Source organism: Paenibacillus sp. GCM10023250 (assembly GCF_042653205.1).
Taxonomy (GTDB): Bacteria; Bacillota; Bacilli; order Paenibacillales; family Paenibacillaceae; genus Paenibacillus_Z.
Genome location: NZ_JBHSHY010000016.1, coordinates 54,879 through 76,867 on the forward strand (window position 1 = coordinate 54,879; position 21,989 = coordinate 76,867).

Annotated in this window: 17 protein-coding genes; 1 reads left to right on the top strand and 16 read right to left on the bottom strand. The window is 60.1% G+C overall.

Translation table 11 applies throughout. The features are described from left to right. Positions 1 to 301 precede the first annotated feature (301 nt). The 15 genes from ACFPB1_RS14545 to hutH form a co-directional block, all read right to left on the bottom strand. The gene (locus tag ACFPB1_RS14545) at positions 302 to 2,011 is read right to left on the bottom strand and encodes an adenine deaminase C-terminal domain-containing protein (protein ID WP_379226459.1); all 1,710 of its coding nucleotides are present in this window, start codon (positions 2,009 to 2,011) and stop codon (positions 302 to 304) included. 19 nt (positions 2,012 to 2,030) lie between these two features. Next, the gene (locus ACFPB1_RS14550) at positions 2,031 to 3,092 is read right to left on the bottom strand and encodes an ABC transporter ATP-binding protein (protein ID WP_379226461.1); all 1,062 of its coding nucleotides are present in this window, start codon (positions 3,090 to 3,092) and stop codon (positions 2,031 to 2,033) included. A gap of 15 nt (positions 3,093 to 3,107) precedes the next feature. Continuing rightward, entirely contained in the window at positions 3,108 to 3,896 is a 789-nt protein-coding gene (locus ACFPB1_RS14555; RefSeq protein WP_379226463.1) for an ABC transporter permease, read from the bottom strand. Between the two features lie 4 nt (positions 3,897 to 3,900). Then, a complete protein-coding gene (locus ACFPB1_RS14560) occupies positions 3,901 to 4,722 on the bottom strand; it encodes an ABC transporter permease (protein WP_379226465.1) in 822 nt (273 codons plus the stop codon). 27 nt (positions 4,723 to 4,749) lie between these two features. After that, positions 4,750 to 5,685 carry a nucleoside hydrolase gene (locus tag ACFPB1_RS14565; RefSeq protein WP_379226467.1) on the bottom strand — a complete coding sequence of 312 codons (936 nt, stop codon included), beginning with the start codon at positions 5,683 to 5,685 and terminating at the stop codon, positions 4,750 to 4,752. 104 nt (positions 5,686 to 5,789) lie between these two features. Continuing rightward, positions 5,790 to 6,887 (bottom strand): ABC transporter substrate-binding protein, encoded by a 1,098-nt coding sequence (locus tag ACFPB1_RS14570; protein ID WP_379226560.1) that lies wholly within the window; start codon positions 6,885 to 6,887, stop codon positions 5,790 to 5,792. A 201-nt stretch (positions 6,888 to 7,088) separates the two neighbouring features. After that, a complete protein-coding gene (locus ACFPB1_RS14575; RefSeq protein ID WP_379226469.1) occupies positions 7,089 to 7,436 on the bottom strand; it encodes a DUF2294 domain-containing protein in 348 nt (115 codons plus the stop codon). Positions 7,437 to 7,893: 457 nt separating this feature from the next. Continuing rightward, entirely contained in the window at positions 7,894 to 10,182 is a 2,289-nt protein-coding gene (metE, locus tag ACFPB1_RS14580; RefSeq protein ID WP_379226471.1) for a 5-methyltetrahydropteroyltriglutamate--homocysteine S-methyltransferase, read from the bottom strand. A gap of 140 nt (positions 10,183 to 10,322) precedes the next feature. Then, positions 10,323 to 11,228 carry a LysR family transcriptional regulator gene (locus ACFPB1_RS14585; protein WP_379226473.1) on the bottom strand — a complete coding sequence of 302 codons (906 nt, stop codon included), beginning with the start codon at positions 11,226 to 11,228 and terminating at the stop codon, positions 10,323 to 10,325. A 195-nt stretch (positions 11,229 to 11,423) separates the two neighbouring features. Further along, complete coding sequence (locus tag ACFPB1_RS14590; RefSeq protein WP_379226475.1) at positions 11,424 to 13,562, bottom strand: transglycosylase domain-containing protein; 2,139 nt, start codon at positions 13,560 to 13,562, stop codon at positions 11,424 to 11,426. 376 nt (positions 13,563 to 13,938) lie between these two features. After that, on the bottom strand, positions 13,939 to 14,304 hold the full coding sequence (locus tag ACFPB1_RS14595) for a zf-TFIIB domain-containing protein (RefSeq protein WP_379226477.1): 366 nt from the start codon (positions 14,302 to 14,304) through the stop codon (positions 13,939 to 13,941). A gap of 219 nt (positions 14,305 to 14,523) precedes the next feature. Further along, complete coding sequence (gene hutG, locus ACFPB1_RS14600; protein ID WP_379226479.1) at positions 14,524 to 15,507, bottom strand: formimidoylglutamase; 984 nt, start codon at positions 15,505 to 15,507, stop codon at positions 14,524 to 14,526. A gap of 3 nt (positions 15,508 to 15,510) precedes the next feature. Further along, positions 15,511 to 16,809 (bottom strand): imidazolonepropionase, encoded by a 1,299-nt coding sequence (gene hutI / locus ACFPB1_RS14605; RefSeq protein ID WP_379226481.1) that lies wholly within the window; start codon positions 16,807 to 16,809, stop codon positions 15,511 to 15,513. 55 nt (positions 16,810 to 16,864) lie between these two features. Beyond that, entirely contained in the window at positions 16,865 to 18,538 is a 1,674-nt protein-coding gene (hutU, locus tag ACFPB1_RS14610) for a urocanate hydratase (RefSeq protein WP_379226483.1), read from the bottom strand. 52 nt (positions 18,539 to 18,590) lie between these two features. After that, positions 18,591 to 20,120 (bottom strand): histidine ammonia-lyase, encoded by a 1,530-nt coding sequence (gene hutH / locus ACFPB1_RS14615; protein WP_379226485.1) that lies wholly within the window; start codon positions 20,118 to 20,120, stop codon positions 18,591 to 18,593. A 397-nt stretch (positions 20,121 to 20,517) separates the two neighbouring features. Here hutH and ACFPB1_RS14620 point away from each other — a divergent pair, with 397 nt between their 5' ends. Continuing rightward, positions 20,518 to 20,967, top strand: a complete 450-nt coding sequence (locus tag ACFPB1_RS14620; RefSeq protein ID WP_379226487.1) for a GlcG/HbpS family heme-binding protein — start codon at positions 20,518 to 20,520, stop codon at positions 20,965 to 20,967. Positions 20,968 to 21,005: 38 nt separating this feature from the next. Here ACFPB1_RS14620 and ACFPB1_RS14625 read toward each other — a convergent pair whose 3' ends face one another. Further along, entirely contained in the window at positions 21,006 to 21,794 is a 789-nt protein-coding gene (locus ACFPB1_RS14625) for a GNAT family N-acetyltransferase (protein ID WP_379226489.1), read from the bottom strand. Positions 21,795 to 21,989 lie beyond the last annotated feature (195 nt).

Here is a 21,989-nt window from a genome sequence, read left to right on the forward strand (position 1 = left end):
TAACCGAAATTAAAATTGGTACCCACTTCTTAACTCGATCCCCGTCAATCCCGAGATGTGCCGCCACTTTCTTACGAGACCATTGTTCTTCCACATAAGCCGCATTGCCTCATGCTTTACTTTCTATCACCATAAAAAAGCACCCCCTAAAGTACTCATCGGTTTACACCCGGGGCGTTTTCCAATGTTTACTATAAGGGGGGCACTTCAACTAGCCGAATGAGAATCTATTATCGTCAATGCGGCATTGTTATTCAGCAGAATGAATACTTGAATGCTCGGAACCTGCTTACGAAGCGAATTATGCAATAATCAACGGTACCACTTTGCCTTTATTCACGTCAATCAAACCGAAGTCCGTGATTTTCAAAGCAGGACTTACGGGCAACGAATGCGTACTTATGGACATGATCGGATTATAATGGCAGTAACCTAGTGATTCCATCGCTTTACGCAGCTGTTCGACTTCCTTCGCGACTTGATCAAGCGGCACTTCCGTTAATATACCGCCCACAGGAAGATTTAGACTGGCAATGACCTGACCGTCTTCAACGACGCTGAAGCCGCCTTGATTATGGATAACTTCATTCGCTGCAATCATCATATCGGTTGCATTCTGTCCGACCACCAGCAAATTGTGATTATCGTGGGAGTACGTCGTTGCCACGGCGCCTCGCTTAATCGTATCGCCGCCAATCAATCCATACGCACGATTGCCGTTCTTACCGTAGCGTTCGAAGGTTGCAACCAGGCCGCTGCTACTCGCTTGCCAGCAAAGTATACCTGCGCGAACATCTACGTCAACATGATGCTCCTCCGTAAACGTAGACCCATTCTTCACCATCATCGAGCGGCAAGCATACCGGCCATCGCCTTCTTCAACCTTGACGGTGAAATCCTCTTCCGTTAATGGCGACAGCTTAACGCTGCGATAATAATGCGCAGGAAAAGCAGGCGAATGTACAGCAGGGGCATACGTCTCATGTGCGTCGTACACCTTGCTTCCATGCTTATACACTTGCTCGATCGTCAGCTGTTCCAGATTGGACAGCAGCTGGAAATCAGCGACTTTGCCTGGTGCGATGACGCCCCGGTCATACATGCGCATCCGTTTGGCAGGCGACAGCGTACTGGCATAAATGGCATGTTCAGGCTTCATACCCATCTGCATCGCTTTCCGGACAAGATGGTTCAGATGTCCTCGGCTCTCGAAGGAGTCCGCCATCACATCATCGGTAACGAAGCAGAAATGCTCCGCTACGTCATGCTCGATCAAGTACGCCATCACTTCGGGCGTCATCGATTTCTCTTGAATTTCGATAAACATCCCCGCAGCGATCCGCGCTTCCATCCCCTCAATCGACTGATGCGTATGATCAGAATCCACGCCGCTATAGATCATTCGGTGCAAATCCAAATCCAGTAATTTGGGAACATGTCCTTCAATGATGAGATGCGGATAGTTGCTGCGGATATGTTGCAAGATACGATTCGTTTTGCTGTCGGGATCGGTGATCACATCCACGTAATTCATGATCTCCCCTAAGCAAATGATTCTTTCCGTGCGGAGCAACTCGTCCAAATCCTCAATCTCGATCGCACCGCCTGACGTCTCCATCGACGTAGCGGGAACCGAGCTTGGGAGCGCATAGAACATATCGGCCACGCAATGCTTGCTGGCCTCGATGAATTCCTTCACCCCGTCTAGTCCAAATACATTGGCAATCTCGTGCGGTTCGGGAACAATCGTCGTCACTCCGTTGCGGATGAGCCCGTGGGAGAACGTTTGCGGCGTGACCATCGTGCTTTCGATATGCAAATGGATATCAATGAAGCCGGGAATCATATAGTGCCCTTTACCGTCCAAGTACTCGTCTGCTTGGAAGCTCTCCGCACTCTTCTGCCCGATATAGAGAAACTTCCCATCTAGAATAGCTGCATTTCCTTGGATGAAGGTTTTGAGATAGCTGTTATAGATCTGTATATTTGCAATAAATAAATCGATGCGCATCTGTCTTCCCTCCGCGTTGCTACTCGACTAAAACTAATTTCTCACTTGGGAACAGAAGCCGAACCTCTTGGCCGTTCAGATAAGGAAGTTCCATTTCTTTATTGACCGTAAACTCCCCCAGAAGCGTCTCGACCACATATTGATAGCTTCTTCCTAGGAACGTGCTTACCTTGATCCGGCCTACGATCGAGTTCGGTCCTTCCTCCATTACGCTAGGCAAGCCCATAACGACATCATCCGGACGAATAGCCCCTTGCTTGCCCGACTGCTCGCCTTTGCTGGCGTGTTTCGTCACGCTAAACGTATACTCCTTCACCTTCAGCACGATCTCGTCCTTATGCTCGGCCCTCGTATCGAATGAGATAAAATTCGTAAACCCGATAAAGCGAGCCACGAACTCCGTCTTCGGATAGTTGAAAATCGCCGAAGGTGCGCCCAGCTGTTCGATAATGCCCCTGTTCATAATCGCCACTTGATCCGAGATGGAGAAACACTCCTCCTGATCATGGGATACATATAACGTCGTGATGCCGAGCTCCTGCTGAATTCGTCGGATCTCCGTCCGCATGTTGACACGCAGGTTCGCATCCAAGTTACTTAGCGGCTCGTCGAAGAGCAGCAGCTCCGGTTCAATAACGAGCGCGCGCGCAATGGCTACACGCTGCCTTTGGCCGCCCGAAAGTTCCTTCGGAAAGCGCTTCTCGAAGCCGGATAAGCTAACAATATCGAGAATGTTCCGAACGCGCCGATCGAGCTCTGCCCCGCTCACCTTGCGAAGCCGCAGACCAAACGCCACATTGTCGTAAATCGATAAGTGAGGAAACAACGCATAGCTCTGAAATACGAATCCGAAGTTCCGTTTGTTCACAGGAACGCGCGTATAATCTTTTCCGTTTAATAAGAACTTGCCCGCTTTCGCCTCGATGAACCCCGCAATAAGCCGCAGCGTTGTCGTCTTGCCGCAGCCGCTTGGTCCAAGCAGCGAGATCAGGCTTCCCTTTTCGACACTTAGATTGAAATCCTGCAAAATAAGCTGCTGGTCATAAGCAACCGATATCTGTTCAAGCGTTAATAATGCCATGGATGAAAGCCTCCGTTATCGTTTGGTGAAGTAGGATAACCCCATCAACCGTTCAATAATCAACATCAGTATCGCGGTGAAGATCATAAGCAACACCGAAATTGCGGCAATCGTAGGGTCAAAATAATTTTCCACGTACGTCAGCATCTGAATCGGCAGCGTGCTAATTCCTGGACCTGTCATAAACACCGAGATATCGACGTTATTGAACGACTCCAAGAATGCAATAAGGACGGCAGCGATAATACCGGATTTGATGTTCGGAAGCACCACTTTGAAGAAGGTAGCAAGCTGACTGGAGCCTAGACTTAATGCTGCTTCCTCAATCGCAAAATCAAAGTTCGATAAGCTCGATGCAATCACGCGAATAATAAATGGAAGCATGATCACGGTATGCCCTATAAGCAATGCAGCGTTGATGGGCAGGTGATACATGACAATCAGATACTTCAGCATGGTAAACCCAAGCACAATGCCGGGGATCAGCACCGGGGAGATAAAGATGGCATTTAACGCCGCTTTCCCCTTGAACGAGAATCGGCTTAATGCATACGCAGCAGGGATTCCAAGCAGCAACGCGACTAAATTGCCGAGCAGCGACACCATGATGGAGGTGTTGAAGGTCGTCATGAACATCTTGACTTCAAAGATGTTACGGTACCATTTTAACGAGAACCCTGTCGGAGGAAATTTCAATATACTCCCCGGCTCGAATGATGCAATGACGATAATGACGAGCGGCCCAAGCAAGAATATATAGATCAGAGCCGTAAATAAGGCCAGGCCTCGATTCTTCTCCCGCATAGTCCTACCCCTTCGGATTTAATTTAACAGCCAGCCTGTTCATAAGCGTGATGACCAGAATCGTTACCGCGATCATAATGACGGCAATAACGGAAGCCAGATACCAATCGTTGAGCGTAATCGCGTTTTGATAGAGGAACGTGGAGATAACCCGCTGCTTGCCTCCAAGCAATGCCGGCGTCGTATACGCCGTGAAGCTTCCAACGAAAACAAGAATGCAGCCTACAATCAATCCAGGCACGCTGATCGGCACGATGACCTTGAAGAACGCCGTAAATCGATTGGCTCCGAGGCTCTCTGCTGCCTTGAGCAGATCCGGATCTATATTCTCAAGAGCTCCAACGAGCGTAATAATGATGAGCGGGAGGAATAAGTGAACGAGACCGATCATCATCGCCGTCGGCGTGTACAAGATATCGAGCGGCTCCTTAATCAGGCCGATCGCGATCAGCGCATTGTTGAGCAAGCCTTTCTTCCCTAAAATAATCATCCAGCTGAACGACCGAACAACCGAGCTCGTGAGCAGCGGGAATATGGCCAAGGCAAGCAGGATCGCCTTGTGCCTTGGACTTTGTTTGGAGATGAAGTACGCCACCGGAAATCCCAGCACGATACATACCAGCGTCGTGACTAAGCTTACACGGAGCGTCGTCCACAAAATTTTGAGAAAATATGCATCCTTGAAGAAATTCCAATACCCGGCGAATGTAAATGACCCCTTATCAAAAAAAGTCGAGCCGATCGTAAGCAGGATCGGTACGATCATGAATACCATCAGGAACAGTAATCCAGGCAGAATCAGCAAATATAACGTTGTTTTTTTCATGTGGCTTTACTCCTGTTCCCGGTTTGCTTAGGCACGCAGCGTGCGGATAAACAACTCAAGAAAATCGTCAACCGCTACATCCGTGCACACATGCACGTTAGCCTCTTTGGACAAACGATTCTGGAAATCGCAAACGGTCTGACCGTCGCACAATTCGCTCTTGGTTTCTACATCGACGTAATAATGGCGGGTCGTCACCAACGCTTTATTCAGCGCCACCCCAACGGCCAGAGGGTCATGAAGCGCACAGGCCCGCACGCCATTGCGTTCGTAATAACGCTGCATATAGTCGGACGTACTTTCCTGAACATAACGACCGATTGGCGTGTCTCCAAGCTCCCGAATATGTTCCTCGGTCAATAAAGCTTTACGCGTTACATCGAGTCCAACCAGCGTTAACGCAGGGAATCCTGCCTGAAACACAATCTTTGCCGCTTCCGGATCGACATACATGTTGTACTCCGCAGTAGGCGTCACATTGCCATAGCCTAGGACGACGCCACCCATCACAATCACTTCTTTCACCTGATGAACGAGATCTGGATACTTCCTGACTGCCAAGGCCAGATTCGTAAGCGGCGCGGTCATGACCAATGTCACTTCTCCGTCGTGCTGCCTCACCCGATCGATGATGAAGTCCACCGCATGGCCTTCTGTCACCTGCGCGTTAATCGCCATGTCGTCTAACGCCCCGCCAAGGCCATCCTGACCATGAACGCGGTGCTCAAAATAAGTAGAACGCATCAAAGACTGGTTAGCCCCTTTAATGACGGGGATCTTCTCCTCCATGCTGATTAGTTGAAGGATCTTGCGCGTATTGATTGTCGCTTGGTCGAGAGAAACGTTGCCATTGACTGTCGTGATACCAAGCACATCCATCTCCCCGCTGCGGATGGCCAGCAAGATACCTAGCGCATCATCCACGCCTGTATCTACATCAAGGATGACCTTCTTGTTCAACATTAAAGCCCCCTTTTGTCTTTTTGCAGAAAACAAGGGTATAGAGAATATCCTATACCCCTCGATCCTATTTCATTTTGGCGCGTTTTCGTTATGATGCATCTCTATTATTGCGTAATTTCTTTGTCCCAACGATCGATCCATGCTTTGAGACCCTGATTCACAAAAGTCATATCTAATTTGCGAAGCTTATTCACAACATCGGCACCGTACGTAATGCCTTCAACATCGGCACCCGATAGCTGCAACGTTGTATTTACAGGCGAATCCACTTTCGCTTTCGCGGATTTCTCTTGCACTTCCTTGCTCAGATGCCAATTGATAAAGTCTTCGGCCAGTTCTTTGTTTTTGCTTCCTTTAACAATGTTCACCGTGTTCATAATCGCATAAGCCCCTTCTGTCGGGGATACGAATTTCGCTTCAGGTACGGCCTCTCCCAAGTCCTTCATGTACATCTCCATGATCGGGCCGGCAGCAATTTCACCTTGCGCAAACATGTTGACGAATTCGGACGTCTTGCTGTAGTACTTGACGACACCTTTATTAAGGTCTTTCATCTTGGCAAACGCTTGATCTTCATTGAACGTTTTGCTGCCGGCGACGACCGAAGCTGCATCCAGCATCATCGGACCAGTTGTTGATGTAATGCTAGGCATTGTCAGCTTCCCGGCGAGATCTGGACTCCACAGGTCGCTCCAGGACTTGATTTCTTTGTTCGTTTCTTTGGGGTTATAAGCAATACCCAGACGGCCGATCGTGTACGCGGGACCATAGTCTTCGCCTAGGGGTGCCTTGGCAATATCATAGATATCGTTCAAATTCGGAATACGGGTTCGATCGATCTTCTCGAACAATCCCTCTTCGATGCCTTGTTGGGCGTAGTAATCGGATAAATAAATGAGATCTACTTTGGAGCTGCCTTGTTTTACTTTGTTTAGACGATCTGCGTTGTTGCCAACTTCAAGCACGATCTTAACATTATGTTCCTTCTCAAACGGAGCATACACGTCTTTCTGGAAGAAGTCGTCCGAGAAGCCCCATGTGGAAATAACTAATTCGGTTGGTTTTCCTGTCTGTGCTGGCGTAGACGTACCGGCATTGCTTGCAGCCCCTTGATTATCCGCAGGCGCTGTCCCGCAACCTGTTAATGTCAGTCCTACTACAGATAAAGCAACCAAGCTTTTCATCATTGTTTGTTTCATCATCATTATCATCTCCCTAAAGTAAATACATCCAACATCTGTAATAACTTGCCCTAGATAGAGCAAAAAAATAAAAAAATGCCCTTGATAGAAGAAATCTTCTAACAAGAGCACTTTTCATCGTAAACAATGGAAAGAGACAACTTATGGTATACTGGCGGGTACCCCTTAAGATAAATCAAAAGAAGAACACCTGAGGATAAACTATTCGGTTTGCTTAAGAATAATGTTCGTTATCGCCCATTGCGTTGGAGGATCATAATCTCTTAATACCGCTTCGATGGATAAATCCAGTTCCTGCTCCAGCTTCTCACGGATTTTCTTCTTATAAATCGATGACATATAGAAGTCAACCTCGTGTTTAAGCGTAGGTGCCTCGCCTTCTAAGGCTGAGGAACGTGGTGATCGACGATGCTTGGCATGAAAGGTAATGATGTTCTGATCCACCGATACCCTTAGCAAGGTTGTACCAAAACCGAACAATTCTTTGGAAATCTCATTATACAGATGATTCAGCTTCTTCTTGTACTCATTCGAATCGGATAGGGACATCAGATCACCCTCAAGAACATTTATCGACCTATCTTCATATCTTTTCTTAATAATACATAGGATTTCTGAAATAATCAAGTAATCGTTCGTCTTTTTATACGAATTCAGGCAAGAAACCTAACGATTAATCGAAAAGGTTGTATATTCCCGAATATAGATTCCGGAATTTGGGATTTGAAGCGAGATCGACTGTACGATCCTCACAAGCCGCTATCTGACGAGACCATCGTTCTTCCACATAGAGCCGCATTGCCTCACGCTTTACTGACTCTGGGGAATGATTAAACTTCTGTCCTTTTATCGCCATCGAAAAGCACCCCCTAAAGTATTCATCGGTTTACACCCGGGGCGTTTTCCAATGTTTACTTTAAGGGGTGCACTTCAGTTTACACCTGGCGCGTAGCGGGGGTGATTCGTATAGCCGGGATTCCAATCAATCACCGAATTTGTGCGACGCTCACGCATGCGCCGCGAGGCTTGCCCGCGCCCGTTCCGTCGCCTCCACCATGTTGCGCAGCGAAGCGGCCGTCTCCGGCAGGCCGCGCGTCTTGAGGCCGCAGTCGGGGTTGATCCAGAAAAGGCTCGGGTCCAGCACGCGGAGCGCGCGGCCGATCATCGCCGTCATCTCCTCCGCGGACGGCACCCGCGGGCTGTGGATATCATACACGCCGAGTCCGATGCCGAGCGGGTACGTGTGATGCTCGAAGCTCTCGATCAGCTCGCCGTGGCTGCGCGACGTTTCGATCGAGATGACGTCGGCGTCCATCGCTTCGATCGACGGAATCATGTCGTGGAACTCGCAATAGCACATATGGGTATGAATTTGGGTCGTGTCCGCGACCGTGCACGTCGTCGCCCGGAACGCCTTAACCGCCCAGGCGAGGTAGTCCGCCTGCTCGGCCGGTTTGAGCGGCAGCCCTTCCCGCACCGCCGGCTCGTCGACTTGAATCATGCCGATGCCAGCCGCCTCCAGCGCCTCCACTTCCCGCCGCAGCGCGTACGCGATCTGGTACGCGATCGCCTCGCGCGTCAAGTCCTCCCGCGCGAACGACCAGTTCAGGATCGTGATCGGCCCCGTCAGCATGCCCTTCACGGGCTTGGCCGTCTTCGACTGCGCATAGCGGGTCTCGCGGACCGTCATCGGCGCGACGAAGGCGACGTCCCCGTAGATGACGGGCGGCTTGACGCAGCGGGAGCCGTAGGACTGCACCCAGCCGTTCGCCGTGAACGCGAAGCCCGCCAGCTTCTCGCCGAAAAACTCGACCATGTCCGTCCGTTCGAATTCGCCGTGGACGAGGACGTCCAGGCCGATCTCCTCCTGCAGCCCGATCCACCGGTCGATCTGCGCGTCGATGAACGACTCGTACCGCGCGCCGTCCCATTCGCCCCGCCGCCAGGCTTGGCGCGCCTTGCGCACCTCGGCCGACTGCGGGAAGCTGCCGATCGTCGTCGTCGGCAGAACCGGCAGACGCCAATGATCCTGCTGCCGCGCACGTCGCTCGGCGAACGGCGACGTGCGCGCCGCCGGCTCCCGGGCGATGCGCGCCGCGGCCCGCTGCACGTCCGTCCGGCTGCGATCGGCCGACGCGCGCAGCGCCTCCACGGCCTGCTTGCTCGCGGCGAAGGCGTCCGCGAACGCTTCCGCGCGGCCGCTCAAACCGTAGACGAGCTGCACGACCTCGGCGAGCTTCTCGTCCGCGAAGGCGAGCGCGTCCGTGAGCACCGGCGCGAGCGTCGTCTCGCGCGCCGTCGTCACGGGCACGTGCAGCAGGCTGCAGGACGTCTGCACGATGAGCCGTTCCTGCGGCACGAAGTCCTCGAGCTCCTCCAGCAGCGCAAGCTTATCGCCGAGGACGGCCCGCCAGATGCCGCGCCCGTCGATGACGCCGGCGCCGAGCGTCTTGTCCCGCGGGAAGCCGTGCTCGCGGATGGCCCGCAGATTGCCTTCGCGGCCATGGACGAAGTCGAGGCCGAGCCCGCTCACGGGCAGCGCGGCGAGCAGCTCGTAGTGCTCGGCGGATTCGAAATACGTCTGGAGCATCAGCTTCAGCTTCGGCGCCGCGGAAGCGAGCGTCTCGTAGCTGCGCTTCAGCCGCTGCCGGTCGTCCGCGTCCAGCCCCGCCACGACGACCGGCTCGTCCAGCTGCACCCACTCCGCGGCTTCGGCCTCCAGCTCTTGCAGCACCTGCGCGTAGAGCGGCAGCAGCCGGTCCAGCCAAGCGTCCGTTTCCCCGGGGGCGTAGCCCTTCGACAGCTTCAGGAACGTCAGCGGCCCGACGAGCACCGGCTTGCCTTCGATGCCGAGCGCTTCCTTCGCCTCGCGGTACGCGGCGAGCGGTTTGTTCTCCACGAGCGCCGGTTCCGTCCCGCCGAGCTCCGGCACGATGTAGTGGTAGTTGGTGTTGAACCACTTCGTCATTTCGCAGGCAGTCGCATCCGCCGTGCCCCGCGCCATCCCGTAGTAGACCGCGAGCGGCACCGGGCCGCCCGCGTGGCCGAACCGCGCCGGCACGATGCCGAACATCGCGGCCGTATCCAGCACATGGTCATAATAGCTGAAATCGTTCACGGGGATCAGGTCGATGCCCGCCTCCCGCTGCTTCCGCAGCTGCGCGAGCCGGATGCCGCGCAGCTCCTCGCGCAGCTCCGCCTCCCCGAGCTTGCCGGCCCAATGCGCCTCCAACGCCTTTTTCCACTCCCGGTCGGCTCCGATCCGGGGATACCCCAACACGCTGCTTCTCGCCATCCTAACCTCTCCCTTTCGCGCGTCCGGCGGTACAGTCGACCGCCGCCGCTTTCGTTACAAGAAAGATAGCATGCCGGAGCAGCTATAGCGTAACGCCTAATTGCTATTGCCAGTCATAGCGAAAAGCTATAGCAAATCCTTTAAACGGTCCCGATCGCAGCCTTAAGCGCTTCGACGTAGGCCGCGCCGAGCTTGGACAGCGTCATGCTGCGGTGGCTGATCCAGCCGACGTTGATCGTCTCCTCGCAGTCGAGCGGCACGGGGATGATTTCGTTCCCGTTCAGGTCGGAGCTGAGCACGCCCGTCGAAATCGTGTAGCCGTTCAGGCCGATCAGCAAGTTGAAGAGCGTCGCGCGGTCGTGGACGCGGATGCTTTTCTTATGCGCCAGGGTGCTGAGGATTTCCTCCGCGAAGTGGAACGAGTTGTACTCGCCCTGGTCGAAGGACAAGTACGGGTACTGCTGCAGTTCCTCGATCGTCACGATCGGCTGATTCGCGAGCGGGTTGTGGACGCTGATGAAGATATGCGGCCGCGCCGTGAACAGGCTCGTGAATTGCAGCCCTGCCTCGTGGAGCAGCTTCCGGATCACTTTGCCGTTGAACTCATTCACGTACAGAATGCCGATCTCCGAGCGCAGCGTCTTCACGTCCTCGATGATCTCGTGCGTCCTCGTTTCGCGCAGCGCCAGCTCGTATTCCTCCTGCCCGTGCTCCCGGACAAGGCTGACGAAGGCGTTCACCGCGAACGCGTAATGCTGCGTCGAGACCGAGAAATGCTGCGGCGACGGCTTGGCGTTCCGGTAGCGGCTCTCCATCAATTCCGCCTGCTCAACCACCTGCCGGGCGTAGCCGAGAAACTCCGCGCCTTCCTTGGAGAGCGAGATGCCTTTGTTGGAGCGCTCGAAGATGGAGATGCCCATCTCCTCCTCCAATTCGCGGATCGCGTTCGACAAACTGGGCTGCGAGATGAACAGCCGCTTGGCCGCCTCGTTGATAGAGCCGCGCGCCGCCACCTCGATCACGTATTTCAATTGCTGCAGCGTCATGGCTGCCACCTCCCGGACCGGCTTGATTGTGCAACCATCGTACCATATCCGGGGCAGCCCCGCCCGTCCCGGGAGCGGCGGCATGCCAAAAACCGCGCGGAGCGGTCGCTCGCGCGCGGCGAATTCGGCGCTATGAAGGGGGAGGGGCGATCCCGAACCGGTGCTTGACCGTGCGGACAAACGCCTCGGGCACGGTCAATCGTCTTCCCCGCGATGTCCTTTCCCTTTGTCATGATCCTTGCCGTGCTTCGGGCCGTCCGGTTTGTCGTCCTTCTTGGGCGGCTTCGGTTTGTCGTCCTTGCCGCCCTTCCCGTGCCCCTTGCCCGGCTTATCCGGCTTGTCGTCATCCTCGCGCTTGCCCGGCTCGTCGTGCTTCTTGCCCGGCCCGAGCGCGGCCGCCGCCGGAAAGTCCGCGGCCGGCTCGTCCGCCAGCGCAGCGCTCATGAGCTGCTGGAACACGGCGGCCGCCGCCTTCGAGGTCGTCGTCAAGTAATGGCTCGCGTCCGTATGATCGTACCCGAGCCAAACCGCGCCTACGAGCTGCGGCGTATAGCCGACGAACCAATTGTCCTTGATCCCGTGTCCTCCGGTGCCCGGCATCTCCGTCGTCCCCGTCTTGCCCGCGACCGGCCGGTCCCCGAGCGACGCGAGCTCGCCGGTGCCTTCCCGGACGACGCCCTGCAGCACGGCCGTCATCGTGCGGGCGACCTGCGGATCCGTCACCCGGACCGCGGCGTTCGCGGGCGTCTCGGCGACGAGCGCGCCGTCGGCGGATTCGATGCGGGCGACCGCGTGCGCCGGCATCCGCGTCCCGTCGTTCGCGAAGACGCCGAACGCCTCGGCCATCTGCAGAGGCGACACGCCTTCCTGCAGGCCGCCGAGCGCCAAGCCGAGCGTGCGGTCCGCGTCCGTGAGCGGAATGCCGAACCGCTTCGCCGCGTCCATGCCGGCATCGATGCCCATCTCGTTCAGCAGCTCGACGGCGGGAATGTTGTACGAATTAACAATCGCGTCGTAGATGGACACCTCGCCGTGGTAGCCGCCGCCGGCATTCTTGGGCCGATATCCGCCGAAATCGACCGGTTCGTCCATGAGCCGGTCCTCCGGCGTGTACCCCCGCTCGAACGCCGGCGTATAGACCGCGATCGGCTTCATTGCCGAGCCGGGCTGGCGCTTCAGCTGCACCGCGCGGTTGAAGCCCCGGAACGGCTGCTTGCCGCGGCCGCCGACGAGCGCCTTGATGCCGCCGTCGCGCGGATCGACGAGCGCCGCCCCGCTCTGGATCAGCTGATCCGCCGAGCTCGCGGGAAAGGCCGAATCATCCGCGTACACCCGCTCGGCCGCCTCCTGCATCTTGGTGTCCAGTGTCGTATAGATGCGCAGCCCGCCGTGGAGCACGTCGTTTTCCGACAAGCCGTATTGGGCGGACGCCTCGCGAATGAGCGCGTCGACGTAATACGGGTACTTCATCGCATCGTCGTCGACGGACTGGGACGTCCGAAGCTTGATCGGCGATTGGATCGCCCCGGTATATTCCACCGCGCTGATCTTGCCCTGATCCCTCATGAGCTGCAGCGCCGTGTCGCGCCGCGCTTTGGCGGCCTCGGGATGCTTGACGGGCGACAGCGCCGACGGCGCGCGGATGATGCCCGCGAGCAGCGCCGACTCGGACAGCGTCAGCTCGCGGACCGGCTTGCCGAAGTACACGTCCGCCGCCCGCTTGATGCCCCATGCGCCCTCGCCGAAGTAGATTTGATTCAGATACATGTCCATGATCTGCCGCTTGTCGTAATGCTCCTCGATCTTCTCTGCCAGCAGCACTTCCTTCCATTTGCGCGTCCACGTCCGCTCCTGTGACAGGAAGACGTTTTTGGCCAGCTGCTGCGTGATCGTGCTGCCGCCCTGCACGGTCTTGCCGCTCGTCAGATTGACCGCCAGCGCGCGCCCGACGCCCCAGACGTCCATGCCGCCGTGATCGAAGAACCGTTTATCCTCCACGGCGACCACCGCATCGATCAAATGCTGCGGCAGATCCGCGTCATCCACGGGCTCGATCGTATTGAGCGCGATGCGGGTCGCCTCCTTGCCGCGGTCGTCGTAGATGATCGTCGGCGCCGGCAGCGGCTTCTCCAGCAGGGCGATATCCTGCCCGGCCACGAGCACGCGGAAGGCCGTCCAGCCGCCCGCGGCCAGCAGCACCCCGCCGCCGACGAGGGCGATCACAGCCGTTCGCCACGGAAATTTCCGTTTTCGCCGCGTCTTCTTCGACCGCTTCTTCATGTTCCGCCGTTGATCCGCTTGTCCTTGCGCGTTCGGTTCGTGATCCGATTCCATGCCTCTTCCCCCAAGTTCATACTGCGTTCTCTGCATTCGTCATACACAAACCTTCGCAAGCCGAAGCGGTTTTCGGTACGTTGGCCCTACAGGGCCGCTCCGGCCGCGCGCGCAAAGCCCGGTCTAGCGGGAGCTGCGCCGCCGTCTGGCCGGCTAGTTCGATGAGCTGGCCGCGGCCGGAACGCAAACAAAAACTGCCCGGACCGGCATCGGATTGCCGCGGGCAGCTTTTTTAGCACTATCCGGCTTACGTACGGTAGAGCCTTTTCGCGTCTGTCTGCTCCGTCATCCATCTACGCTGTCAAGACGCCCGGCAAACGAAAGGCATCGCAGGCCAATGCCCGCGATGCCTCGTCTTCGCCGGACGCGGACCCGATCAATCGAACAGGTCGCCGAACATGTCCAGGACGGATTTTTTCTTCTTCTTGCGATGGGTGCCGTAGCCGCCGTGCTTATCGTAGCCTTGGCCGTAATTCGGATTGCCGTAGCCTTGCTGCTGGCCCGAGGCCGGCGGCGGATAGCCGCCCTGCGCCCGGCGCCGGCGATCGTCGTCATCGTCGTCGTCATCGTCGCGATAATGCCATTGATTATATGAATCCCGCACTTCGCGAACGTCGCCCATCAGCTTGTCCAGCTCCCCGCGATCCAGCCATACACCCTTGCAGCTCGGACACACGTCGATCAGAATGCCGTTCTTTTCCACTTCCCGCAACCGGGCGTCGTCGCACACCGGACAATTCATCCGTAAATCGCCTCCTTCGCGTATTACCCCTTCCATACGTTCGGGAGCGCGTATGGTTTCGGTTCGGCTGTAAGCGATTCCGAAAATGGGCGGCGCCGCGCCGGAGACGAACCGCGCCGGACGGCGGGGTTCGTCCTGCGTAGCGCCCGCCGGGGGCGTCCGGGCGGAGCGCCCCTTCGGCGGGGGTCAACCGGGCGGAGCGCACCGCCGGCCGCGCGGTCACACCCGCGGATCAGGCAGCGGACGGACGGCCAAGCCCGCCAGGAAGCTCAACATGAATTGGACCGCGAGCCGGGAGGTGACGTTGCGGACGTCGACCGTCGGGTCCATGCAGACGAAGTCGATGCCCGCCACCTGCGGGCAGGCACCCAGCCGGTGCAGCGCGTCCATCGCATCCCACGGGTCCAGGCCGCCCGTGCCGATGGCCGGGCAGCCGGGCGCGTACGCCTGATCGATGACGTCGACGTCGAAGCTGACGTAGACGGCTTCCGTCCCGTCGGAGGCGAGCGCGAGCGCTTGCTCCAGCACCGGCCCCATGCCCGTTCGCCGCACGTCCCGCGCGGAATAGACGGTCACGCCCCGGGCCAGCACGTAATCGTGGTACGGCTTCGCGTTCATGAACCCGCGGATGCCGATCTGCGCGACGTTGCGGCCGTCGGCAAGACCCGATTCCAGGATGCCGCGGAACGGCGTGCCGTTCGTGACGCCGCCGTCCTCGAAATTGCGCACGTCGTGATGCGCGTCGAAGTGGACGATCCCGACTCGCTTCCCCGGGTAACGGCCGGCGAACGCAGCGACCGAGGGGAGGCTGACGGAATGGTCGCCGCCGATCACGACCGGCACGATACCCGGCTGCGCGGCGTACAGGGCGCGCAGGCTTGCCTCGATCCGCCGGCGGCATTCCGCCAGATCCGTCGCGTGCATCCGGATATCGCCGAGATCGCGGACGGCCATGTCCCGCAGGTCGACGCCGTAATCCAGGGAATACGTCGTGAACGACTTGAAGGCCGCGCGGACCGCCGCCGGCGCGGCCGACGCGCCGGAGACCGACAGCGACGGCTTCGAGAGCGGCACGCCGACGATGCCCGCCCGCAGCGGCTCCCTGCCGTCCCATTGGCGAATCCAGTGCGCGACCTTCGTCTCCATGCGGTCCTTGAACGCCGCCTGCTCGGGCGCGGCCAGATACGGTATGGCTTCCGTCATGCTTTACGTCCCCTCCTTCCCGGCGTGCGGCGCGGCGATCCGCCGGTCCCACACGGCGGCGCGGCCGTTCTTGATGACGCCGAAGGCGTGATTGATCCCGAAGCGGTACGGCAGGTAGGCGAGATTCGGCGCGTCGAACAGCGTCAGGTCCGCGCGCTTGCCGACCTCGATCGAGCCGATGTCGGCTCCGCGGCCGATCGCGTGCGCCGCATTAAGCGTGCAGGCCGTCAATATCTCCTCCGGCGTCATGCGCAGGTTCAGCGAAGCCAGCGCCATGATCAGCTGGATCGAATCGGTCGGGCACGAGCCGGGGTTGAAGTCCGTCGCCAGCGCCACCGGCAGCGCGTAGTCGTCGATCATCGCCCGCGCGCGGGCATGCCGGTTCAGCCCGAGGTTGAACGACGTGCCGGGCAGCAGCACGGGGACGACGCCGCCCGCCGCCAGCGCGCGAAGCCCTTCGTCGGATGCCGCCAGCAGATGGTCCGCGGAGACCGCGCCGACTTCGCCCGCCAATTCGGCCCCGCCCAGCGATTCGATCTCGTCCGCGTGGATCTTGGGCGCCAAGCCGTGCCGCCGGCCTTCGAGCAGGATGCGGCGCGACTGCCCGACGGTGAAGACGCCCTGCTCGCAGAACACGTCGCAAAATTCCGCAAGTCCTTCCTTCGCGGCCTCGGCGATCATGGCGCAGACCAGCTCGACGTACGCGTCCGGCCGGTCCCGGAACTCGGGCGGAACGGCGTGCGCGCCCATAAACGTGGAGACGACGTCGACGGGATGGGCGTCGTTCAGCCGCTTCGCCGCGCGCAGCTGCTTCCGCTCTTCCTCCGCCGACAGACCGTAGCCGCTCTTCGCTTCCGCCGTCGTGACGCCCTGCAGCAGCATGTTGTCGAGGCTGCGGTACGCCTGCCGGAACAGCTCCTCCTCGCTCGCCGCCCGCGTCGCCCGCACCGTGCTCAGTATGCCGCCGCCCTGGGCCAAAATCGTCAAATACGGCACGCCCGCGCGCTTCAGCGCCAGCTCGTGCTCCCGCGAGCCGCCGTGCACGAGATGCGTGTGCGGGTCGACGAGGCCGGGGGCAGCCAATCGGCCCCCGGCGTCCAGCGTATCCGCGACGTCGGCGCCCCGCAGGCGGTCAAGCACTTCCCGTTCGCCGCCGAACAGCGCGATCCGTCCATCCCGGATGGCGACTGCGGCGTCCGGAATCTCGCGCAGCGCCTGCATCTCGCTCCCGCGCCGCGGCGCGCTGCCCGGCGGGGTGACCAGCAGGCCGATCCCCTTCAACAGCAGGTCGATCCGTTCCATGCAGCGTAACCTCCCGTTTCTCGTTGTGCGCTTCATGCTCCGCCTCGGCCCGCGCTTAGTCCCGCATCGGAATCCGGACGCCGTGCTTCTCCGCGCTCTCGACGGCTTCGTCGTAGCCCGCGTCGGCGTGGCGGATGATGCCCATGCCGGGATCCGTCGTCAGCACGCGGCGCAGCCGTTCGGCCGCTTCGTCCGACCCGTCCGCGACGACGACCATGCCCGCGTGGAGCGAGTAGCCCATGCCGACGCCGCCGCCGTGGTGGACGGATACCCAGGAGGCTCCGGCCGAGGCGTTGACGAGCGCGTTCAGGATCGCCCAGTCGCCGACCGCGTCGGAGCCGTCCTTCATCGCCTCCGTCTCCCGGTTCGGCGAAGCCACGGAGCCGCAGTCCAGGTGATCGCGGCCGATGACGACCGGCGCGCGCAGCTCGCCGCGCTTCACCAGGTCGTTCAGCGCGAGGCCAAATCGCTCGCGCTCGCCGTAGCCGAGCCAGCAGATGCGCGCCGGCAGCCCCTGGAACGCGACGCGGTCGCGTGCCATCTCGATCCAGCGCCGAAGCCGGACGTTCTCCGGAAAGAGCGCGACGACGAGCTCGTCGGTCTTGCGGATATCATCCGGATCGCCGGACAGCGCCGCCCAGCGAAACGGGCCCTTGCCTTCGCAGAAGAGCGACCGGATGTACGCCGGCACGAAGCCCGGGATGTCGAACGCGTCCGTCACACCTTCGTCGAACGCGGCTTGGCGGATGTTGTTGCCGTAGTCGAACACGACGCTGCCCGCCTTCCGGAAGCCGAGCATCGCCCGCACCTGGTCCGCCATGCCGGCTTTCGCGAGCCGAACGTACCGGTCCGGCTCGCTTGCCCGCAGCCCGGCCGCTTCCTCGGGCGTCAAGCCGGCCGGAATGTACCCGTTCAGCGGATCGTGCGCGGACGTCTGGTCCGTCACGAAGTCCGGCTTCGCGCCGCGGCGCGCGAGCTCCGGATAGATCTCCGCCGCGTTCCCGAGCAGGCCGACGGCGAGCGGCAGTCCCGTCGCAACCGCTTCGCCCGCCAGCGCCATCGCCTCGTCCAGCGACTCCGCGAGCACGTCGCAGTACCGCGTCTGGATGCGGCGCTCGATGCGGGCGCGGTCGGCTTCGACGGCGATGACGACGCCGTCGTTCATCGTGACCGCGAGCGGCTGCGCGCCGCCCATGCCTCCGAGGCCCGCCGTCAGCGTCAGCGTGCCCCGCAGCGTGCCGCCGCGATGCCGGCGGGCGGCTTCGGCGAACGTTTCGTACGTCCCTTGCAGAATCCCTTGCGTCCCGATGTAGATCCAGCTGCCCGCGGTCATTTGGCCGTACATCATCAGCCCCTTGCGGTCCAGCTCGCGGAAATGCTCCCACGTCGCCCATTTCGGCACGAGCACGGAATTCGCCAGCAGGACGCGCGGCGCGCGCTCGTGCGTCCGGAAGACGCCGACCGGCTTGCCGGATTGGATCAGCAGCGTCTCGTCGTTCTCCAGCCGCCGCAGCTCGCGCACGATGGCGTCGAACGCGGGCCAGCTGCGCGCGGCTTTGCCGGTGCCGCCGTAGACGACCAGCTCCTCCGGCCGCTCGGCGACCTCGGGGTCGAGATTGTTCATCAGCATGCGAAGGGCGGCTTCCTGCCCCCAGCCCTTGCAGGATCTGTCACTTCCGCGCGGGGCGCGGACCAGGCGATGCGAACCGTTGCCGTGAAGCTCCGTCATGGCGGTATCCTCCCCTGAACGTAGTCGGTGACGCGTCGTTATTCGTTACGCATTAATAGAGCGGTCCGGTCACGGCCTCCACCGCGCCCAGCCATTCGCCGGACAATAGCGCGGCCGAGACGCGTTCGATCTCCCCGGTAAGCGAGCGGTCTTCCGTGACCGGCTTCACCGCTTCGCGCAGCCGGTCGTACAGCGCGCGGGTCGCGGGCGCCAAGCCGTCCGGGCCGAGCAGTTCGGCGGCTTCGGCCGCGCAGATCAGCTCCACCGCCAGCACCTTCGCCGCATTGGCGACGACCTGCGCCGCGTGCCGGGCGGACGTCGTGCCCATGGAGACGTGGTCCTCCTGATTCGCCGACGACGGAATGGAATCGACGCTCGCGGGATGCGCGAGCACTTTGTTCTCCGAGACGAGCGAGGCGCTGACGTACTGCGTGATCATAAGCCCTGAGCCAAGACCAGGGTCGCGGCTCAGAAACGCCGGCAGTCCCCCGGACAGCGCCGGGTTGACGAGCCGCTCTGTGCGGCGCTCGGCGATGTTCGCGAGCTCGCTCACGCCGATCTTAAGCAGGTCCATGGCGAAGGCGATCGGCTGCCCGTGAAAATTGCCCCCGGAGATGACCTTGCCGTCCGCGAGGAACAAGAGCGGATTGTCCGTCGCGGCGTTGATCTCGATGCTCAGCTTGCCGCGCGCGTAGTCCAGCGCTTGGCGGGTCGCGCCGTGCACCTGCGGCAGACAGCGAAGCGAGTACGCGTCCTGGACGCGGAGCTCGCCCTGCCGCGTGGTCCAGGCGCTGCCCCGCAGCAGCGCGCGGAGATTGCGCGCCACGCCGATCTGCTCGGGATACGGCCGCGCGAGCTGCACCTCCTCCGCGAACGCGTCCGGGATCCCGCGCAAGCCTTCCACGGTCAGCGCGGCGATGACATCCGCGATCCGCGCGAGGCGCTGCGCCTTGACGTAGGTCAGCGTGCCGATGGCCGTCATGATCTGCGTGCCGTTGATGAGCGCCAGCCCTTCCTTCGCCTGCAGGGCGATCGGCCGCAGCCCTGCCTTCGCCAGCGCCGCCGCCCCCGGCAGCCGCTCGCCCCGGTAGAAGGCTTCGCCTTCGCCCATAAGGACGAGCGCGACGTGCGACAACGGCGCCAGGTCGCCGCTCGCGCCGAGCGAGCCCTGCTCGGGCACGACCGGCAGCACGTCATGGTTGAGGCAGTCGATCAGCAGCTGCAGCGTCTCCGGGCGAATGCCGGAGTACCCCTTCGCCAGCGCGTTCGCACGCAGCAGCATGATCGCCCGCACGGCATCCGCCGGCAGCGGCTGCCCTACGGCGCACGCATGGCTGCGGATCAGATTGATTTGCAGCCGCGCCGTATCTTGACTAGATATATGCACGTCGCTGAATTTGCCGAACCCCGTGCTGACGCCGTACACGATTTCTCCCGCGGCGACGAGATCCTCCACCATCTTCCGGCTGTCGCGCACGCGCGCCTCCGCTTCGCCGCCGAGCGCGAACTTCGCGCCGCCCGCCGCGGCCGCCGCAACCGCCTCCGGGGTCAATCCTTGGCCGTCCACGATCACCGTCTTCATGCTGGCACCCCTCTCATGTTGTTGGACCGTTTGCATTCCCGTTTATCCCCTTTCTTGCTTTAACATAAGAAAGGGACCGCGCGGAAGCTGTTCGCTTCCACGCGGTCCCTTTTTGCAAGGGCTATGCGATTGTCCCGTATCAAGCTTTCGCTCTATGTTCATCGCGCCCCACCCGTTTCGAGTATGGATGTTAATGCTGCTCTTCATTGTCACACGCCGCCCGGATCGCTGTCAATGGGGATTCGCGGAGGGGCTGGCCCGCTCGGCCGGATTCGGACAGGTCCGTTCCAGACGATTCGGCATCCGGGCGGCCCTGCGGCGCGTTCACCAACGGGGGGCCAGATCATACATTGTAGGGTCAATGCCTATCAAACCATAGACAAGGAGCGTGCCACCGGTGAAACTGACGCTGGAAGCGGCGAAGCGCATGCTGAACGAAGCGGAGCGCAAAGCGAAGGAGCTCGGCATTCTCGAAAATATCGCGATCGTGGACGACGGCGGCAATCTGCTCGCGTTCCATCGCATGGACCGGGCGCGAATCGCCGGCATCCAGATCGCCATCGATAAGGCGTGGACGGCACTGGCCATGCAGACGCCGACGGCCGCGCTGAACGAGACGGCCGTGCCGAACGGTCCGCTATACGGCATCAACACGACCAATCAGGGCCGAATCGTCATCCTGAAGGGCGGCGTGCCGCTCGTCATGAACGGCGAGCTGCTGGGCGCGATCGGCGTCAGCGGCAGCTCGGGCGACAACGACGTGCTGGTCGCGCAGGCCGCAGCCGCGCTGCTGCAACAGACGCCGCTCGCGCGGATCGGACGGTCCGCGCTTGCCGGACCCCTCTAAGCGCAGCGCCCGGTCGGCTGTCTATCGACCGCCGCGTCTTAGCCTAAGTACACGCCGATCGCGGCATCGGCGCTGAACCCGATCGCCCGGTACACGCCTTCGCCCATCCGGCTCGATTGGAGCACGGCAAGCTGCGCGCCGGAGGCCTGTGCCTCGCGCAGGGCATGCGCTGTCAACGCGGATCCGAGGCCTCTGCGCCGGTAGTCCGCAAGCGTGGCCACGTTGTAGATGCCGACCGTCTCCCCGTCCCGGACCGCGGTCGCGATCGCGGCGAGCTGGCCGTCCACGAAGCCGGCGTAATGCCGGAAGGCGGGATTCCCGCCGATGGCGGCCGCTTCGTTGATCCGGACAAGCACGTCGGCGGCTTCTCCCTGAAATCCGAATATGGGCGGTACGATCTGCCGAAACCACGCCATCTCCGCTTGCGTGCGGACCGGCCGGACCGTGAAGCCGGGGATCGCCGGCTCCTCGTGTGTCCACCCGGTCAGGGAAAGCGACATGCCCGATACCTCGTCGACCTTGTTCAGCCCGTGCGCCGCCAAAGCCTTCGTCAAACCTGCGGCGCCGGCGTCGTGCTCCCAGGTCAGCCACGTGAACGGAACCTTGCGCGTCCGGTAGCGCTCCGCGATGCATCCGACGTCGCCCTGTACATCTTCGGACGCGGCCGCCGAATAGGCGATGACGCGGTTGTATACGGGATGCGGCAAATCCGATTCGTATCGGATCACCCGCGGCGTCCGCTCGAACACGATTCGAGGGCAGACGCCGCTCATATGTTCCCGCATGACGATCATGTTATGCTTAATGCGTTCTTGGATGCTAGTCATGTTCAACCTCATTCTTTAGAATCGCCGCCGTCGGCGCTTCCTCAGAAGCCTCAATGGCGGCGCAAAGCCGTTAGCCTTCGACGGGCTCGCGGATGCGCGAAACGCGCGTCCGCTTAACTCAGCTATCGTACCATGGGAAGGCGGCGAAATGTACCCCCGTACCGTATGCGCGCACAAGAAAAACCTTGAAGGAGA